The organism is Terriglobia bacterium (assembly GCA_020072565.1).
Classification (GTDB): Bacteria; Acidobacteriota; UBA6911; order UBA6911; family UBA6911; genus JAFNAG01.
On sequence record JAIQGI010000080.1, the window covers coordinates 1 to 16,848 of the forward strand.

At 59.2% G+C, this 16,848-nt stretch carries 14 protein-coding genes and 1 pseudogene; 8 read left to right on the plus strand and 7 right to left on the minus strand.

The annotated features are described in order from the left end of the window. Positions 1-416 precede the first annotated feature (416 nt). The 3 genes from LAP85_27490 to LAP85_27500 form a co-directional block, all read right to left on the minus strand. Entirely contained in the window at positions 417-1,406 is a 990-nt protein-coding gene (locus LAP85_27490) for a phage portal protein (GenBank protein ID MBZ5500156.1), read from the minus strand. Positions 1,407-1,593: 187 nt separating this feature from the next. Then, entirely contained in the window at positions 1,594-3,969 is a 2,376-nt protein-coding gene (locus LAP85_27495) for a protein kinase (protein ID MBZ5500157.1), read from the minus strand. A 511-nt stretch (positions 3,970-4,480) separates the two neighbouring features. Then, positions 4,481-4,663 (minus strand): hypothetical protein, encoded by a 183-nt coding sequence (locus tag LAP85_27500; protein ID MBZ5500158.1) that lies wholly within the window; start codon positions 4,661-4,663, stop codon positions 4,481-4,483. Between the two features lie 205 nt (positions 4,664-4,868). Between LAP85_27500 and LAP85_27505 the strand changes: the two are divergent. Then, positions 4,869-4,967 (plus strand): annotated as a pseudogene (locus tag LAP85_27505) (transposase). Between the two features lie 20 nt (positions 4,968-4,987). Here the strand turns inward: LAP85_27505 and LAP85_27510 are convergent. Both LAP85_27510 and LAP85_27515 read right to left on the minus strand, forming a co-directional pair. Continuing rightward, positions 4,988-5,767, minus strand: a complete 780-nt coding sequence (locus LAP85_27510) for a hypothetical protein (protein ID MBZ5500159.1) — start codon at positions 5,765-5,767, stop codon at positions 4,988-4,990. Further along, positions 5,768-7,708, minus strand: a complete 1,941-nt coding sequence (locus LAP85_27515) for a serine/threonine protein kinase (protein ID MBZ5500160.1) — start codon at positions 7,706-7,708, stop codon at positions 5,768-5,770. Between the two features lie 231 nt (positions 7,709-7,939). Between LAP85_27515 and LAP85_27520 the strand changes: the two genes are divergently transcribed. From LAP85_27520 to LAP85_27550, 7 genes are all read left to right on the plus strand, one after another. Further along, on the plus strand, positions 7,940-8,287 hold the full coding sequence (locus tag LAP85_27520) for an amidohydrolase family protein (protein MBZ5500161.1): 348 nt from the start codon (positions 7,940-7,942) through the stop codon (positions 8,285-8,287). Then, a complete protein-coding gene (locus LAP85_27525) occupies positions 8,227-8,703 on the plus strand; it encodes a cupin domain-containing protein (protein MBZ5500162.1) in 477 nt (158 codons plus the stop codon). The genes LAP85_27520 and LAP85_27525 overlap by 61 nt, the downstream gene beginning before the upstream one ends. A gap of 169 nt (positions 8,704-8,872) precedes the next feature. Further along, the gene (locus LAP85_27530; protein MBZ5500163.1) at positions 8,873-9,217 is read left to right on the plus strand and encodes a PadR family transcriptional regulator; all 345 of its coding nucleotides are present in this window, start codon (positions 8,873-8,875) and stop codon (positions 9,215-9,217) included. Then, positions 9,214-11,907, plus strand: coding sequence for an ABC transporter permease (locus LAP85_27535; protein MBZ5500164.1), 2,694 nt, complete (start codon positions 9,214-9,216; stop codon positions 11,905-11,907). The genes LAP85_27530 and LAP85_27535 overlap by 4 nt, the downstream gene beginning before the upstream one ends. Before the next feature lie 905 nt (positions 11,908-12,812). Next, positions 12,813-13,415: an RNA polymerase sigma factor gene (locus LAP85_27540; protein MBZ5500165.1), complete on the plus strand. Its 603-nt coding sequence runs from the start codon at positions 12,813-12,815 to the stop codon at positions 13,413-13,415. Beyond that, positions 13,408-13,893: a hypothetical protein gene (locus tag LAP85_27545; protein ID MBZ5500166.1), complete on the plus strand. Its 486-nt coding sequence runs from the start codon at positions 13,408-13,410 to the stop codon at positions 13,891-13,893. The genes LAP85_27540 and LAP85_27545 overlap by 8 nt, the downstream gene beginning before the upstream one ends. After that, positions 13,886-14,395 (plus strand): zinc ribbon domain-containing protein, encoded by a 510-nt coding sequence (locus LAP85_27550; protein ID MBZ5500167.1) that lies wholly within the window; start codon positions 13,886-13,888, stop codon positions 14,393-14,395. The genes LAP85_27545 and LAP85_27550 overlap by 8 nt, the downstream gene beginning before the upstream one ends. A gap of 191 nt (positions 14,396-14,586) precedes the next feature. Here the strand turns inward: LAP85_27550 and LAP85_27555 are convergent, their stop codons facing one another. Both LAP85_27555 and LAP85_27560 read right to left on the minus strand, forming a co-directional pair. Further along, positions 14,587-16,176: a hypothetical protein gene (locus tag LAP85_27555; protein MBZ5500168.1), complete on the minus strand. Its 1,590-nt coding sequence runs from the start codon at positions 16,174-16,176 to the stop codon at positions 14,587-14,589. 168 nt (positions 16,177-16,344) lie between these two features. Next, positions 16,345-16,671, minus strand: coding sequence for a Plug domain-containing protein (locus LAP85_27560; protein MBZ5500169.1), 327 nt, complete (start codon positions 16,669-16,671; stop codon positions 16,345-16,347). Between the last annotated feature and the right edge of the window lie 177 nt (positions 16,672-16,848).

The window sequence follows — 16,848 nt, forward strand, 5'->3', positions numbered from 1 at the left end:
AAAAGCAATTGGCCGAGAGAGGCCTTGCCATTCTTGGTTATACGGCGATCGCAATGTCAGCTTGGAGATCGAATTCAAAGGAGCTGATATGATCGATGAACGACCAGAATTGCGTACTTATTTTTGCGCGGGCCCTTAGTGCCAGTAATCCTATAGTTCCAAACCCAAACAAAGACGGCACTACAATGTGCTGAATAAAGAACTTCACAGACATGATATTCCGTGTTTCTCCAGATCAAACCGACAGGTTTAAGGATAGAGTTTTGGCCGCAAAGGTTCAAAGATCTGTCCGAGGATCCTGATATTGGGTCGGACCCCGCCCGCAGTGATCGCGTACAAATCATATCGCCGCTTGCTCCTGATTTCACTTAATTTTGCGGGGAAAACAGGCATCCATGGGTGCGCAGTGGCGTCCATTAAACCTGATCAAGCCGCGCTGACTTTGGATTCCAGCCCTCCTCCTGCCTCACTTCGTCTGCGGTGAGAATATTATTTTTCACGGCGATTTCCCACGCTGCCCACCGCTGTGCCGGATCGCCGCGCATGAGTCCCGACAGGTCGATTTCCAACCGATGTGTTCTGGATGCGCCGAAAACGCTCCGGCTGAATTCGGCCTCCATTTTGCGAATCCACGGAGACAGTGTGTTTTGCGCGAACCATCGCAGGAGCGTTTCGACGTTGCTGAAAGTCCCGTACTGCAAATCCCCGATGATCGGTGGCGGGACGTTGAACAGCCTTGCCAGCTCCTCAACGGTGAATTGCCTGGACGCTAGGAATTCGGCATCCTCGGGACTGACGGACACTTGTTTCCATGTAAGCCCTTGGTCCAAAACCATGACTTTCGCCGCGTGTTGCGGTCCCGAGTAGACTTCGCGGAATCGCTGCACGAGATACTGAAAGGACTGATCCGACAGCTTGCCGGCGATTTCCAGCACTCCGCTTGGATTCGCGCCATTCTCATAGAGGGAATTGGCAAAGGTCTGGATGCTGAGTCCCGCCTGGACCACGGCCGCCGCGCGTTGCAGCCGGCTGCGCCCGATCAGTCCATCGTCCGTGCGGTCCCGTAAATGGAACACTTCATCCTGGAGCAATCGCCGCGTTCCTCCGGTCCCGCCGTAGATGCTGGTTATTTCCGATACGTCGTACACCAACCGGCCGTTCGGCAGGAGCTGGACCTCGACCCACTCCCAGGGAACCGGCCGCAGGCCCACGACTGCGCCGGCGCTGTCCGTGACAATGTCCGAAAGAGCATTGCCGCGCAGCAGGACGCTGGCCATCGTCCACTCACACCAGTCCGCCCAGGTTTGATGCTGATTCGGTCCAGATGCAATCAGACGCGCGACAGCATGGTTGTCATCCAACTCCCTGGTTATCACATCCAGGTGACTGAGAGCGAGGGCGCGCAGCTTCCCAGATCGTGGCCTTCAGGGCGATGCAGTCCTAACCATCTAAACAAGAATCTGACAGCACACACGAGACAAGGCGCGACGGGTTGCACTACGGCCCGCAACCGACAACGCGGCTTGTCTTCCATCCTCCGGCTCAAATCGGGTAAGGCGAAAAGTGAAGCGGGGGTGCGCCGGCCTTGGATGCTCAGTGCAGGAGGTTCATGCGGCGCAGGATGTCCCGGAAGCCTGGTTCGGATCGCAAGGCATCCCACTGGGGGGAACAGGCGACGTAGGGCAGATTGGGGTCGTGCTCATCATAGGCTTTTCCCAGCCAGCGGATAGCACTTTGCTTGTCTCCGCCTAAGAGATAGTCGTCCACAATGTCCATGGCCGTCCTGCCCTTGCCATAGTATTTCGCATCCACATCGGCCGCCTGGCCCCAGGCTGCGCTATATCCTGATTCCGGGTAAGCCTTTTCAACGACACTCCATAGCTCTGGGAAATCCGCGGCCAAAAACTGCTTATCCATGGCATGGGCATCGTCGTATCTTTTCAGCTCGCGAAGGGAGAGGTAGAGCGCGCCGATCGCGACCCCCGCGTCGGCTTGCAGAGCCAGGGCTTTTCGGGCTTGGACGATGGCGTCCTCATATCGCCGGGCGAAATAGAGATCGATAGCGTAGAAGCCTTGGGCGGCGATATTGTACGGATCGAGGTCCGCAGCTTTCCGTCCCTGGGCCAAACCCTCCTCCGTTCGGCCCATGATCATCAGAAAATGAGCATATCCCCCGAGGCATTCATTGGGATCGAGCTCCAACGACCGCTTGTACTCTCGCTCTGCGGCTGCCCAGTCCCACTTCGTATAGGTGAATCTAGCGGCCAGGTAACCGTGCGCGAGGGCATTGTTGTCGTCCAACTGGACGGCTTTTTGCGCGAACTCCCATGACTTGGGCCCAGCCTCCGCGGGTGGAGTGAAATAAAATTGTTGGCGGCTGGCCCAGACGGAGGAGAGCTTGGCGTAGGCCGCGGCATAGTCGGGGTCAATCTTGAGGGCCGCCTTGAAATAGCTTTCCGCCGTGTCAAGGCTAGCTTTGGTGAGCATATTCAGCAACATCGAGCCTTTGAGATAGGCATCGTAAGCCTCGGGGTTGACCTTGCGCACATTGGCCAGCCGTGCCTGTTCCGCCGGCAGCAGCTTCAGTGCCAATGACTCCGCCACCTTCCGCGCCACCTCGCTCTGCAAAGCCAGGATGCCCGACGCCTCGCGCTCGTAGATGTCGGCCCAGAGCTGCGTTTGATCCCGCACCTGAATCAGCGCGGCCTCGATGCGGATCCGGCTGGCCTCACGGCCGGCACTTCCTTCCAGCACGTAGTCCACCCCAAGCTCGCGCCCGATCTGATCGATCGATTTCTCGCTCTTCTTGTAGCGCATCACCGACGTCCGCGCGATCACGCTCAGACTCTGCGGATGCAGTCGTCCCAACTGCGCGATCATCTCCTGCGTCAACCCGTCGCTCACGTGTTCCTGCTCCGGATCACCCGTCAGGTTCGCAAACGGCAGCACCGCCAGCCTGACCGCCCGAGCTGGGATTCCCATCCTCCCCGCCATCCGGCTCCTCAGCCCGCCCACATCCAGTCCCACCAGGATCCCCGCCAGTATGACGAGCGCCAACACCACAGCCGCAATCACCGGCCAGCGACTGCGGGCAAGCCGGTAGCGCCATCCCACCCACGGCGACACCGTCCCTGCCTGCACCGCAATCAACGCTTCCCGCAATTCACTCGCCTTCTGATACCGCTTCCCGGGATCCTTCTCCAAACAGCGCCCGATCACCGCACCCAGCTCTGCCGGCACTTGGGATGGCAACGGCCGCGGCGCCTGGCTCAAAATCGCCGCTGTCAACTCGAACCCGCCCTCGCCATAGAACGGTCGTGCGCCCGACGCCATTTCATACAGCGTCACGCCCAACGCCCAGATGTCGCTGCGGGCATCGGCGTCCCGGGCGCGCAATTGCTCCGGCGACATGTAAGCCAGCGTTCCGACCGTGCTCCCGTCCGAGGTCAGAGCCGTGAGGGTCTCCGCCGCACTCTCCATCCCCTCCGTAGGAACCAGCTGCTTGGCCAGCCCGAAGTCCATCACCTTGGCGTGACCCGTCCGCGTCAGCATGATGTTCGCGGGCTTGATGTCGCGGTGGATGATGCCCTTTCCGTGCGCCTCCTCCAGTGCTTCGGCCGCCTCGATTGCGATCGGCAGCGCCTCCTCCGGCGGCAAGGGCCCCTGCTCGAGCCGGTCTTTGAGTGAGCGGCCTTCGACATACTCCATAACGATGATGTCCTGGCCGTCGGATTCGGCCACTTCATTGATGTGGCAGATGTAGGGATGGTCGAGCGCCGCGGCGGAGCGGGCTTCGCGGATGAAGCGCTTGTGGGCGGTGAGGTCCCGTTGCATTTCAAGAGGAAGAAATTTCAGGGCGACCTTGCGATGAAGCGACAAGTCCTCGGCCAGAAACACCTCGCCCATGCCGCCCTGGCCCAGCTTTGCAGTGATTCGGTAGTGCGAGACGGTCTTGCCGATCTCAGGCATGCGCGCCTCTGCAAAGGCGATACGCCCATTGCAATGACGTCAACCGGAATGGTCGCTATTATAATTTGGAAGACAGGGATCGAGAAAGCTCAATCAGTAACACTCACGAGGATTGTGGGCCCCCGTAAGCCGTTGCGCTGGCTATAAATGGGCTTGTGAAATTGACTGAAGACCGGTCACTTGGACCTATAACGCGCATACCGTCAAAGTGACGAGCGGCTTGGATCAGCGGCTCCAAGGGCAAATCAAGTTTCCAGTATCGCGACTAATCAGGCATATGGCCGAAAGCGATGGCCGCGCAACTTCCCGGATCAGTGCGAGAGTATCAGAGGCTTCACTCCCGCGATAAGCACAATACCGCACTGAGTATTTGGTGGTGACGAATTGGCTGCGGCTATGCCGCGCCAGGTATTTCATGGTTCAAATTCGCCGCCATCGCGGATGGAATTCTGACTCGCGCAAGGATCGGCTGGACGGATCGCCGGGAGTCAGAGTGAACCTCCTTCTTCCCTCATTTGGCGACGGGATCGTCGTACAGCACTGCCTTCTCGCCCTTTTTGGCGATGAGATCGTCATAGAGCGCGACAATTTTGTCGCGCCGCGCCATCACCCCGTCGATCTCTCCTTTGCTGAGATATTCTGTTCTGAGGTATTTTGTATTCCGCGCAAGTTCGTTGCGGTCCAATGTGCGCAATCGTTCCAGGAGATGCCGCTCACATCGATTGCGTCAGGTTCTTTTTATCCCTGATCTCCCTGTTGAGGCGGAAGGCACGCGTGAAGTCTATCATGCAAATCCGCCAATCCTCGGAGATCAGGACATTGGTGAGGTTGGGATCGATATCATAGACCAGCCCGGGGAATACGATATTGAATCATAAAACCTCCTCAATGTGTGAAACCTGACGCACCATCCTCATGTCCATTGCGTGATCCCGGCCGGCGGTCGATCCCCAAATCACCAAGCCTGGATCCATCCACGGTATGGTTTCTTTCTGCCAAGTGGCGCACTCAGCCGCGCTTACTTTTTCACCGTTGGGACGAGGCGCTTGAGTTCCTCAAACCAGTTAAGTACAAGATTCATTGCGGTGACAGGCGTGGGCTTATTTTGTTCGCGCTTGACCATGAGAAATCGCTGCGAGTCGAGGGACAGGTCGTAGGTGCGTATGGGCCAGCCGGAACTGTATCCGGGTTTCTCAAATAGGAGTCGCGGCTTGCTGGCCGCCAAGCCGCCGTCTGTCCGGACATCCACGACCCACACTTGATTCGGCCGTCGATAGAAAAGCTGTCTGCCATCTCTTGCCCAAAGCGGCTCGCTGCCCCCTTCGCTCGATACCTGCTGCTTCATGCCTGGACCGGGGAAAGGCCGGACATAAACCTCCTGGCGATTTGACTCATCGGATGTGTAGGCCATCCAGCGACCGTCGGGCGAGAATTCCGGATACCATTCCTCGAACTTCGAATTCAGGAACGGCGTCACGCGTCCTGAGGAGACATCCAGCAAAGAAATGTCCCAACGCGAATCCGGGTGAGAGTCCACGAAAGCGACCGTTTTCCCATTCGAATACCACGATCCTGGGCGTTGACCGTATTCGCCTGTTGTCAAGCGCTCCATCGGTGAGCTTCCATCGTAAGGTTGCCAGAACAGGCTATCTGCCGTGGATTTTCCCCATGAGAAAAGCAGCCGTTTGCCGTCGGGAGTCCAGATCGTATAGAAAGTCCATCCCTCGCCGGTCAGCCGACTGTTCGTGCCTCTGCCCAAGTCATACACATAGACCTGCCACTCTGGTCCGGATGTCACCTAAGCGATTCTCTGGCCATCAGGAGAGAGACGCGGAGCGAAGAAGGGGACTTGCAAATCTGCGGCTGGCTGCTCTGCTCCTCTCTGATCCACCCATACGAGCGAGTTGCTTTGGGGCGGAGGAACGCCTCCTGGCGCATAAATGAGCGACCCGGTGTCGGAGATGCCGAACTGACCAGCACCAATGTGATGAGAACTATACGATAGGCCGAAGGCCTGCATGACGTTTTCCACGAGCGCGATCGGCTGGCCGATGACCTCCAGCCTGGCCGGATCAAATCCCACGGCCATGAGCGTCCCCTGCCTCAGGAAAACAAGGTGCCCCGTGGGAACGTACCTGGCATCTGCCGCGTCCTGAAACAGGACATGCCACTCGCCGGTATCGAGTCGGAGCAGGGCAAGTGAGGGTTTCGGATCATAGGGGAACTTCAATATGGTGAAAAGCACGGCCTTCCCATTGGGAAGCCAGGATGGCAGGCGGTGGCTGCACTCGTCCCGCTTTGGGTCAGGCTTGGTTAACGTCTCGGGCTTCCCGCCCTCAGCCGATACCCTTGAAAGCCCGGTGACATCTCCATCCGCAAACACAATGCTGTTGTCGCGACCCCAATTCGCACCATAGAGAGCTGAAGCGTCGCACAAAGCACTCGGGACACCACCTTCAACGAGAACCTTCTTCAACTTGCCGTCTGACCAGAATCCCACCCAGCGGCTGTCGGGCGACAGGAAGGGACTGGTACCCCCTTCTGTCCCGGCGATGGGCTTGGCTGCCGATTGGTCCATTCTCCGCAGGTACAACTGAGGCTTTGCCTGAGGGCCGGGATTCTCCTCGATCGCGCTGTAGACGATAAACATGCCGTCACTGGAAATGGTCACAGCAGTTCGGCCGGGACGCTCCATATCATAGGCTTGGCCTGGCAGTCGGAGACCCGGCTCGACCTTGATGGTTGACCAGACCACCGAAGGAGAGGGCGCAGGCCGAATGTAGCTCATGAACGTCGGCCCGATGAGGATGCCCGCTATAAGCGCAACCGCCGCACCGGCAACCAGCCACAGAAGCGAGGCTCGCCGGGGAGCCTCCACTGCGTCGGCGAGAAAAGACGCCGGCGTTTCAATCTCGAACCGGGCGTCGCCGATGTCGCGCAGCCGGAGAGCCGGGTCCTTCTGAAGGCATCGGTGCAACAGGTCCCTGACCCGCCACGGCGTAACAGAGGGAAGCGCCTTCCAGTCCGGCTCGCCTTTGAGGATCGATGCCACTGTTTCGGTAACAGTGTCCCCTTGGAAAGCCTTCCTCCCCGTCAGGCATTCGTACAGCACGCAGCCGAACGCCCAAATATCCGTTCGCTTATCTACCACTTTGCCTTTAGCCTGCTCGGGACTCATGTAGGCGGCAGTGCCGAGAATCGCTCCGGCTCGCGTCGCCAGTTCGCTGATGGTCGGGGATTGCGCGATGTCGTCCGCCGCCGTTTCCGCGTGGAATGCCTTTGCCAACCCGAAGTCCAAGATCTTGACCTTGCCTTCCGGGGTGACCTTCACGTTGGCAGGTTTGAGGTCGCGGTGGACGATGCCTCTTTCGTGGGCGGCTTCAAGGCCCTCGGCGATTTGGCGGCAAACCTCCAAGGCTTCGTCCACCGGCAACGGGCCTTTGGCGATGCGCTCAGCCAGCGCCTCACCTTCCACCAGCTCGAGCACCAAGAACCGCTTTTCTCCAACTTCGTCCAGGCCATGAATGGCGGCGATATTGGGATGATTCAGCGATGCCAGCAGCTTCGCCTCCCGCTCGAATCGGGAAAGTCTTTCCGGATCTCCGGCGAAGATGTCGGGCAGAACCTTAATGGCAACCTGACGGCCCAGGGTCGTGTCCTCGGCACGGTAGACGACGCCCATTCCTCCCTGGCCCAGCTTTTCAGTGATCCGGTAGTGTGAAATGGTCCTGCCGATCATGGAGAAGTCCTCCATTGGCAATTCGCACATCACGAACTGAAGCACCTGAAGTTGCTGTCATTATAATCGCCCTGCGCGCCAGGGGGTAACTGAATCGGCAGCACTCGGCGGGATCGCGGGCGCGCGCAAACTGCATGTCGGCCAGTCCGGCTTGTGGGAAATTGGGCTGATGAACAGTCATTTGCCTGGTTAACGCGCTACCCCTAGAAGTCCGCCTGGGATGCGGGCGCAATTCTGGGCTGCTGCACCGATACTACCTATGACCCGAAGGCCGGGCTGGAGCATGAGCTAAAGACCCTCAATCCGATGTTCTCAATGCAGGACATCATCAAAATGATGGGGCCCAATACGGCGTCCTACACCCAGATGAGCGACCAACTCGGAACGCCGGAGCAGGGCAAAATCGCCGACCTCATTCTTCTGGATGGCAATCCGTCGGAGGGCTATTGGAACTTGCTGAAAAGTAAATTATATGTACCCTGTGTGAGTAGATTACCTTTACTCAAAGGGGGGCGGTTATGCAACACCGCACGACCAGAGTCAATCCTTCGGAAGAAACCATCAAGATTGGTCCGTTAGGGATCCGGTTCCTACTCACGGGCGATGATTCCAACGGCGGCGTATCAGTGTTCGAGGTTCTCGTCCCCGCCGGGCAGAAGCTGGCGGCGCCGGCCCACAAGAACGACGCCTACGAGGAGATCCTCTACGGCGTCGAGGGCGTCCTCACTTGGACGGTTGACGGCACGCCCATCGAGGTTGGTCCCGGGCAGGCGCTGTGTATCCCTCGAGGCGCGGTGCACCGCTTCGATAACCTTGGCAGCGAGAATGTGAAACAGCTCGCCGTCATCACCCCTGCAATAATGGGCCCCGCGTACTTCCGCGAAGCTGCCGAGGTGATCGGTGCCGCCGGCAGCGGCCCGCCCGACCGCGCGAAGATGACGGATATCTTCAGGCGTCATGGCATGACGGTGGCCGCGCCCCCGTCTACTAAGTAGCGGGGGGTCCTCTGTGGCCGTTCTCTGCCATTCCATCTGAGAAGTGATGTTCCTCGAGGTCGGAACAGCGTACACGGAATTCCGCAGCCGATGAGCGGCCTGCTCGATTACGAATACCTTGCACTCCTACACGTCGTGTGTTATACGTGTAGAAGATCGAGGTATAAATATGCCAGAGAAATCCGACCTGCCTCAAGGCACCCTGGACTTACTGATTCTAAAGGTCGTCGCGCTCGGCCCGGTACACGGGTACGCGATCGCGCAACGGCTGCAACAGGTCTCGCGCGATGTCGTTCAGGTTCCCCAAGGGTCACTCTACCCGGCGTTGCACCGGCTCGAGAACCGCGGACTGCTCGCTGCGGACTGGAAACAGACCGAAACGGGGCGTGAAGCAAAATTCTATCGTCTGACCCCGGAAGGGCGAAAACAGCTTGAAGTAGAAGCCGCCAGCTGGGAGCGCTTGACCCAGGCAGTCGGCCTCATCCTCGGCATGGCAGACGGAGGTACGCGATGACCTGGTGGCAGCGTCTGTGGCGGCGAAAGCAACTGGAAGAGCTGCTCGACAAGGAGCTTCGCTTCCATCTCGACCAGCATACGAGCGATCTGATCTCACAAGGCCACGATCCCGGGGAAGCACGGCGACTGGCCCTCCTCGCTATCGGCGGTTCGGAACAGGTCAAGGAGAGCTGCCGGGATGTCCGCGGCACGCGCTGGTTGGAAGACCTGTTGCAGGACGTCCGCTATGCGCTCCGCACCCTGCGGCAGAAGCCGGGATTTGCGGCTGTCGCCCTGTTGACACTTGCCCTTGGCATCGGAGCGACGACCGTCATGTTCACCGTCGTCAATGGTGTGCTGCTGAAACCGCTGCCTTACCTGGAACCCGACAGTCTGGTTATCCTAAATGAACAGACGGAAAAGGTCAGCAGTCCAATTTGGGGCAATCTGTGGGCATTTGCCTATCCTAACTTTCTTGATTGCAGAGGTGAGAGCCGCTCCCTGGCCATGGCGGCGTTGCGCTACAGGGGAGGCATCGTAAGCGAGTCCGGGGAAGCCGAGTATGTTGACGGCTTTCAGATCTCGGCTGAAATGTTCTCCGTCCTGGGTATTCATCTCTCAAGAGGGCGCGCCTTCCTGCCCGAAGAAGACCGGCCCGGCGCAGCGCCCGTGATCATCGTGAGCCACGGTTTGTGGCAGCGCCGCCTCGCCGGAAGCCCCGGAGCGGTCGGTTCGCCGCTTGTTTTTGACGGAAAGCCCTACACCGTTGTCGGCATCGCGCCCGCGGGTTTCCGTTTGAACGGAGACGAGGTGGATGTGTTTACACCGCTCGGTCAAGACACTTCACCGAGTATGCAGAATCGCGACAGGCATCCCGGCATCAGTGTTCTTGCGCGCCTCCAACCCGGCATGACGCTGGTCCAGGCACAGACGGAGCTGGCGCTGATCGGCCGCCATCTGGCTAAGCAGTACCCGAAATCCAATGCAGGCCGCAGCTTCATAGCTCAGCCGCTTCGTCCGCAGGTCGGAGATGTCCGGTCCACGCTCTGGTTGCTCCTGGGCGCGGTCAGCCTGGTGTTGCTGATTGCGTGTGCCAACGTGGCGAGTTTGTTGCTGGCGCGCGCGGTTTCACGCGAGCGTGAGCTGGCCATGCGCGTGGCGCTCGGGGCGGGCCGGAGCCGGCTGGTGCGCCAATGCCTGACCGAGAGCGCGGTGCTGGCGCTTTCCGGTGGCGCGCTCGGCCTTTTGATCGCAGCCATCGGGATGCGGCCGTTTGTGGTGTTTTGGCCGGGCAGTTTGCCGCGCGCTGAAGAGATCCACCTCGACTGGCATGTGCTGCTCTTCGCCATCGCCGCTTCCCTCTTGAGTGGACTTCTTTTCGGACTGGCGCCGGCCTTGCGCGCTCCCGCCCGCAACGTCGAACAGGCCCTCCGTGCCGGAGCGCGGACGGTTGCGGGGCGTTCGCGCCGCCTGCACAGTGTTTTTGTCGTATCCGAATTCGCCCTGGCGGTCGTGTTGTTGGTCGCTGCCGGGATGCTCGGACGCACGCTCCTGCGGCTCTCATCCCTTAATCCAGGCGTTGACTTCCGGAACGTGCTGGTCACCCGGATGGCGCTTTCACCCAGCGTGCTGGCAGACCCGGCGCGGATTCGCGCGGCCTGGCAGGACGTTCTGGAGCGCGCTCGCCTGGTACCGGGAGTGGAGTCCGTTGCGGCGGTCGATACCGTGCCGATGCGCCAAGGCAACAACCAGCTCGGCTACTGGACCACCCCGGCTGTGCCACCGCCGAACGAGCAGCCCATAGCGTTGGCGACGAGCGTGACGCCGGATTATCTGAAGGTCATGGGTATCCCGCTGCTCAAAGGGCGATTCTTCAACGACCACGATCGGCAAGGCAATGAACCCGTCGTGGTGATTGATGACGTTTTGGCACAACACGCTTTCCGCGGACAGGATCCGGTCGGGAAGCGCCTCTGGATCCCAGCCACGGCCAGCCCTTTCTCGTCGGACACCCAGGTCCCCGACCCGGTCCGGGTGGTGGGTGTGGTCGGCCATGTCCGGCATTGGGGGCTCGCCGGCGACGATCAGGCGCAAGTGCGCGCACAGTTCTATTATCCTTTCGCCCAGGTGGCGGACCCACTTCTGCGGCGTTGGTCCGAACTCATGTCGGTTGCCGTCCGGACCAGCATCGCGCCGTTGAATGTGGTCGTACCACTGCGGAGGGAACTACGCGGAGCTACCGGTGGAGCCACAGGCGACCAAGCCCTCTATGAAGTTCGCACCATGGAACAGCTCGTGAGCGATTCCCTCGCCCGGCAACGCTTCCTTTTGCTGTTGTTCGGCATATTCGCCGGGCTGGCTCTGCTGCTGGCGTGCATCGGCATTTATGGTGTGCTGGCGTACTTGACCGGCGAGCGCGTGCCGGAAATCGGTGTACGCATGGCACTCGGGGCTACCGCCGGCGATGTCATGTGGCTTGTGCTCCGGCAGAGCCTTAGCATGATTTTCATCGGCGTCGGTGTGGGCATATCGGTCGCCTTGGCAGCAGGCCGCTTGCTGGAACACCTGGTGCCCGGGGTTAGGACCACGGAGCCGCTGACTTTCGTCATGATGATTTCCGTACTTGTCGTTGCGGCGCTGTTCGCCAGTTTTGTACCGGCCCGTCGCGCGAGCCGGATAGAGCCAATGAGAACCTTACGCCAAGAGTAGGGCGGCATCCGGTGCGCGGTGCCGCCGGCTTGCTGAACCTGGAGCGGCAATACAATCGCGTGCAATTGTGCAACACGTCGCTCCCCCTAACAGGTTGTGGTACGCACCATGTCGCACAATCGAAGGGGCGACTGCAGCTCCCTCACCCAGCCCCCCAGGTTACGCAATTGTGGCTGCTGCGCAGTCAAGATTTGCGCAACCTGTGATTGTGCAACACGTCGCTCCCCCTAACAGGTTGTGGTACGCACCATGTCGCACAATCGAAGGGGCGACTGCAGCTCCCTCACCCAGCCCCGCCAGGGGCGACCGCAGCGAACAGCCCAGGGCGCAAGCCCTGGGTCCAGGCGATCGCAAAAAGGGAGCCCTGTAAGGGCGATGCAGCTCACCCGCTTTTTCTGTGTCGCCCTGTCAGCTCATCCTTGGGTGGGGTCCAATCCCAGGCCTTGTGCGGCCTGGGCTGTAAACTGCGGCCGCCCCTGCAGGGCTGGCAGTAACCCACGGCTCGCCCGGCCAGAGGCCGTGGGTTTAGCACGCACTAAAATCCGGCTTTAATGGTTTTTGCATCACAGGGATCCTGCCTGTGGCTGGACTTTCTACATTGATTACGATGCTCTCAGAACATCTTTTTTCGAAGCAGCCCCTCATGCACCTGGGGCGCACCCTGCGACGCATGACAAGCTCATGTTATCCGGTCGGCGAACGTCGGTATCGGAATCGGTATCGCAGTCGCTATCGCGGTCGCTATCAGCTTTTGCCGGCTAATAGTTCCGATTGCGATAGCGATTGCGATCCCGATTCCGATCCCGATACCGATTTGTCTATTTTCGAAGCAATCGCATAATGGTGACGCAAGTTTTGCGAGAACAAAGGCTGGCCCTGCTGCGTAAGTGAAGTGCGAGGACACGATGACCCGCTCGGAGCAAACGGATTCGGCCGGACTCTACCGGGAGATCGAGGAAAAGGAGATCCTGGCCCAGCTCAAAGCGGGGGAGCGTCGCAATCTGGGCGCACTGATGGATCATTTCGGAGCCGCTCTGATGAGTTATCTTCTGGCCCTCACCGGCAAGCGCGATCTCGCCGAAGACGTCTTCCAGGACACCTGGGTCCGGGTCATGGAACGCATCGACGGCTACGACACGGCCCGGAGCTTTTCCCCGTGGCTCTTCCGCATCGCCAGAAACCTGGCATATGACCGGCTCCGGCTTCTGCGCTGGAAAAGCCAGTTGGGAATCGGGGCGGCAAATCGGGGAGATCCGGCGATCGAGATCGCCGCTCCGGGCGATTTTCGCGAGGGCATGATGGCGCAGGATTTGGCCGAGGCCCTGCTCACCGGGCTCGATCCGGTATTGCGCGAAATGATCTGGCTGCGATTCTACCGGGACCTGAGCTATGAAGAGATTGCCGAACACTGCCGTTTGCCCCTGGGCACTGTCAAGAGCCGTCTGGCGCGAGCACTGGACCAGCTCGGGCACCGGTATCGGTACATGAAAGGAGCGGCGCATGCTTGAGACTGACCGCGCATGCCGTGAGGTTCAAAACATCCTGCTGACTCTGGCGGCTTCGGCTGCACTGGAGGACCGCGTGCCGGCCCGCGTTGAGGCGCATCTGCAAACCTGCAGGGCCTGCCGGCTTTATGCGGATGGTCTGCGGACTGCGCCGCTGCTTTTTGCCCGGGAATCCCTTTATGGCCCGGCGCTCAAGCACCGTTGCCTGGCGGCGATCGCCGGATCCGCCGGTTCCGGAGATCTCAAATTTGGGCTGCTGCTGGCTCCTGCAATCGTCATGGCGATGCTGATGTATTTCGTGGTTCAGGTGTATCTGGTTGATCTCACGCTGTCGAGAATCTTCGGATCCAGCGTGCTGATGTGGACGCTCAGCTTCGTCGCGGTCTGGACCATCGGGGCGGTGGCGGGCGGGCTCTGCCTCGTCGTGCTTCTGCGCCGTCACCGTCACGGCAACGGACTTCGGGAGGTATCTCATGGTTAAGGAAAAGCTTCTCTCGCTGTTTCGCATCTACCTGTTGTCGGCGGCGGCGCTGATAGCCATCCTGGTGCTGGCTTCGGCCGGCCAGCCGCTGATCCACAGCAGGGATTTTACGTTGTTGGCGGCGCTGGTGGTCGGATTGATCGGCTCAATGGCGCTGCTCGTAATCTTCGTCTGGATCGGGATCGGTGTGATTGTCTACCATGACGCGAAGCGGCGCGGGATGGAGCCCCTGCTTTGGGCGCTCGTGGCTACCTTGATCCCCTATTTCCTGGGCCTGATCGCTTACCTGATCGTACGCCACCCGATTCAGAGCATGTGTCCGGCCTGCGGTCAAGCCTTCCCGGTTGGCGAAGCCTTCTGCCGGCATTGCGGCCAGGCGGTCCAGGCTCAATGCCCATCCTGCGGCCGGCCGACGGCGGTCGGCGCCCGTTTTTGCCCCCATTGCGGGTCTCGCATGGCGGAGCCGCCCGCGCCGCCTTCCGGAAAGCCGGTAGTCCTGTAGGCCGCGGATTATTCATGAATATGCGACCAAAATGCAGTTTTGGACGCGGAAAAACGCTGACCGACGCTGACCGTTCGGTTTTGGTCGGCGAGCAGGAGCATTGGCCGGGCAAGCAGGACGGCAAAAACTCCTGCACGCCGACAAGATCAAAACTGTCGGTGTTCGTCTGCGTTCGTCGGCGTCCCGCCGGGCTATCGGCGCATGAGCCGGACGACCTTCCCCTGTTGATCGATGTACTCATCGGGTTGCTTGCAGATGCCGGCCATGTCCGCGGCGGTCCAGTGTGACGTGAGATCGATATAGCGGCCTTGTTCATAATCAAGAACAAGATCGTATTGCCTCAGGGGAACCGACTCTCTCCTCGCGCAGAACTCTTTTGCCCGAACGGCCTGAAGCCTCTTATCGCCATAGAACAGACGAATCAGAAATGTGATGGCGGGCGCCGAAACCGGTGAACTGTCCCGAATAAGCAACACGTTGGCCCCCGGCCGAAGCTTGTGCCCGATTTGCGAGAGCTGTTGATAGCTGGTATGCAATCCATATTCGTCGGCACGGAGTCCCTCTCCGATCATTTCAATACCGCGGTAGTTCTGCGGGACGACAAACCACGCGAAGCAAATCAGAATCGGAACCGGCTTTATCACCCGCAAGCCGGGCCACACGGTAACGTGTAACTTCGCCACCAGGACGGAAAGAGCCTGCACCACCAGATCCCGCAATCTGACCGTCAGCGTCGCGACATACATTACCCAGCCTCCAAACGGCACGTATATCGCGTAGCCGTTGCGAAGTTCGATGAAACCTACGGGGAGGAAACCAAGAATTGCCAGCAAGGCCGAGAAGGCCAGCATCCGGCTCCGCACCACAATCGCGACCAACAGCATGCCCCCAAGAATCACTCCCGCCCCAACGGCACGCACTTGAAACGCACCGTAAAAAAGTCCTGTGATGTGGCTGCCGTAGTTTCCAAGATAGGTCGCCAGTGAGAGGTGGGGCCGGAAAACGGGGTTGTTGCTAAGCGCTTCCGGTCCTATCGACTTCCCGACAGCGTACATCACAGCGGAAATTCCTGCCACCAGCGCAAACCGGCCCTCTGTGACACTCCAGGTCAGGATTGCCCTCGGAGTCCATCTGCGCAGAGGGTGGTAGAGCAATTCATAGGAAATGATCAGCAGCGGCAGACAAACTGAGATTTCCTTGGCATTCAAGGCGCAGATGAACAGTGCCAGCAGGCCGCCGATTTGGGTCCAGCTGGCGGTTTGACCGGACTTGCGAATCCGGACATACCACCAAAGACAAGAGAAAAAGAAGAGGAATGCAAGGGAGTCATACACCATGCCCCCCTGGAAGTACAAGTCACGAAGGTGAAAATGGTAGGCGCCGAGCAGCGCACAGAAAAATCCGATCTCGCGCGCATCGGAAAGTGCAAATGCAATCCCGTAAAGTATGAAAAGGTCGATCAGGAGAATCGCGAGCACGGCAAGGTGGGTAGCCATCGCGTTGATGCCAAATACTTTGTATAAGCCCAGGAAGAAGATGCCACCCAACGGGCGGTAGTAATCGCTGAAGAAAATCAGATTGCCCTTGATCAGCGCACTCACGGGACGTGACCAGTAGTAGTGCGTATTAAAGAAGTCGTCCCAAAGCAGCCAGCTTTGGAAGACATGGGTGGTGAAGTAGATAAAATAAGCCCCCACCAGAGATCCGGCCCCAACGACCACCCAGCGTGGGGCGGGCCCCTGTTCCAAAGTCGATATAACACGATGGAATTTGATTTTCATGGATTTCACAAATCGAACGAGTATTTCTATATTGAGGACTTCTCTGTAGCAAGCAAATTTCGACAAGATCGTGTTCCATAACCAAAATATCTTTGTGGCTATGCCAGAGGACCTGCGCGGGTGGCTGTCACCAATTCATAAACCCGATCATTCATGAATGAAAAGCAGTCATGGATTGCTGTCCCAACACCGTGAGCCCTGCGCGCACTCGGCAGAGTATCCGCCGCGTTGGGTCTCGAGAGAGTCGATATCTTTGGGATCAATCTGGGGACCGACGTTGCCAGCGATGTCGGTGTTCGGGACTGTCACCCCATCCACCAGCCAGCTGACCTGGTGGCCTCCCTGGATGTGCAATTGATCGTGCACGAGAGTATCACAAACGACGGGGTTTTCAGGAAGAACTCCTTGATCTGTTTGATCGCCACGGAATCGAATCTGATCCGAGATATGTTTTTGATTGAGTGCCGCGCCCTCGGTGCTCGATTCTTCAGCCATACCCGTGTCCCGGCCTTACGGCCGGGCCTATGAGCTGGCGGCCCTTATAGTTGGTCTGCACCCGATTTTGGGTGCAGAGCATTCCCCAGCATTGTCCAGAGCCGGGAGTGCAATTTTTCGAGATGGTTCCTTGTTCCGTTGTTGAAGGGCGGGCCGACCACGATTATGCTCAAACGA

Bases quoted from the DNA above. Each gene is read 5' to 3' on its own strand.
- LAP85_27545 (MBZ5500166.1), top strand. From the start codon at position 13,408: ATGCTTGAGACTGACCGCGCATGCCGTGAGGTTCAAAACATCCTGCTG.
- LAP85_27530 (MBZ5500163.1), top strand. From the start codon at position 8,873: ATGCCAGAGAAATCCGACCTGCCTCAAGGCACCCTGGACTTACTGATT.
- LAP85_27540 (MBZ5500165.1), top strand. From the start codon at position 12,813: ATGACCCGCTCGGAGCAAACGGATTCGGCCGGACTCTACCGGGAGATC.
- LAP85_27550 (MBZ5500167.1), top strand. From the start codon at position 13,886: ATGGTTAAGGAAAAGCTTCTCTCGCTGTTTCGCATCTACCTGTTGTCG.
- LAP85_27560 (MBZ5500169.1), bottom strand. From the start codon at position 16,671: ATGGCTGAAGAATCGAGCACCGAGGGCGCGGCACTCAATCAAAAACAT.
- LAP85_27515 (MBZ5500160.1), bottom strand. From the start codon at position 7,708: ATGATCGGCAGGACCATTTCACACTACCGGATCACTGAAAAGCTGGGC.
- LAP85_27535 (MBZ5500164.1), top strand. From the start codon at position 9,214: ATGACCTGGTGGCAGCGTCTGTGGCGGCGAAAGCAACTGGAAGAGCTG.
- LAP85_27555 (MBZ5500168.1), bottom strand. From the start codon at position 16,176: ATGAAAATCAAATTCCATCGTGTTATATCGACTTTGGAACAGGGGCCC.
- LAP85_27495 (MBZ5500157.1), bottom strand. From the start codon at position 3,969: ATGCCTGAGATCGGCAAGACCGTCTCGCACTACCGAATCACTGCAAAG.
- LAP85_27525 (MBZ5500162.1), top strand. From the start codon at position 8,227: ATGCAACACCGCACGACCAGAGTCAATCCTTCGGAAGAAACCATCAAG.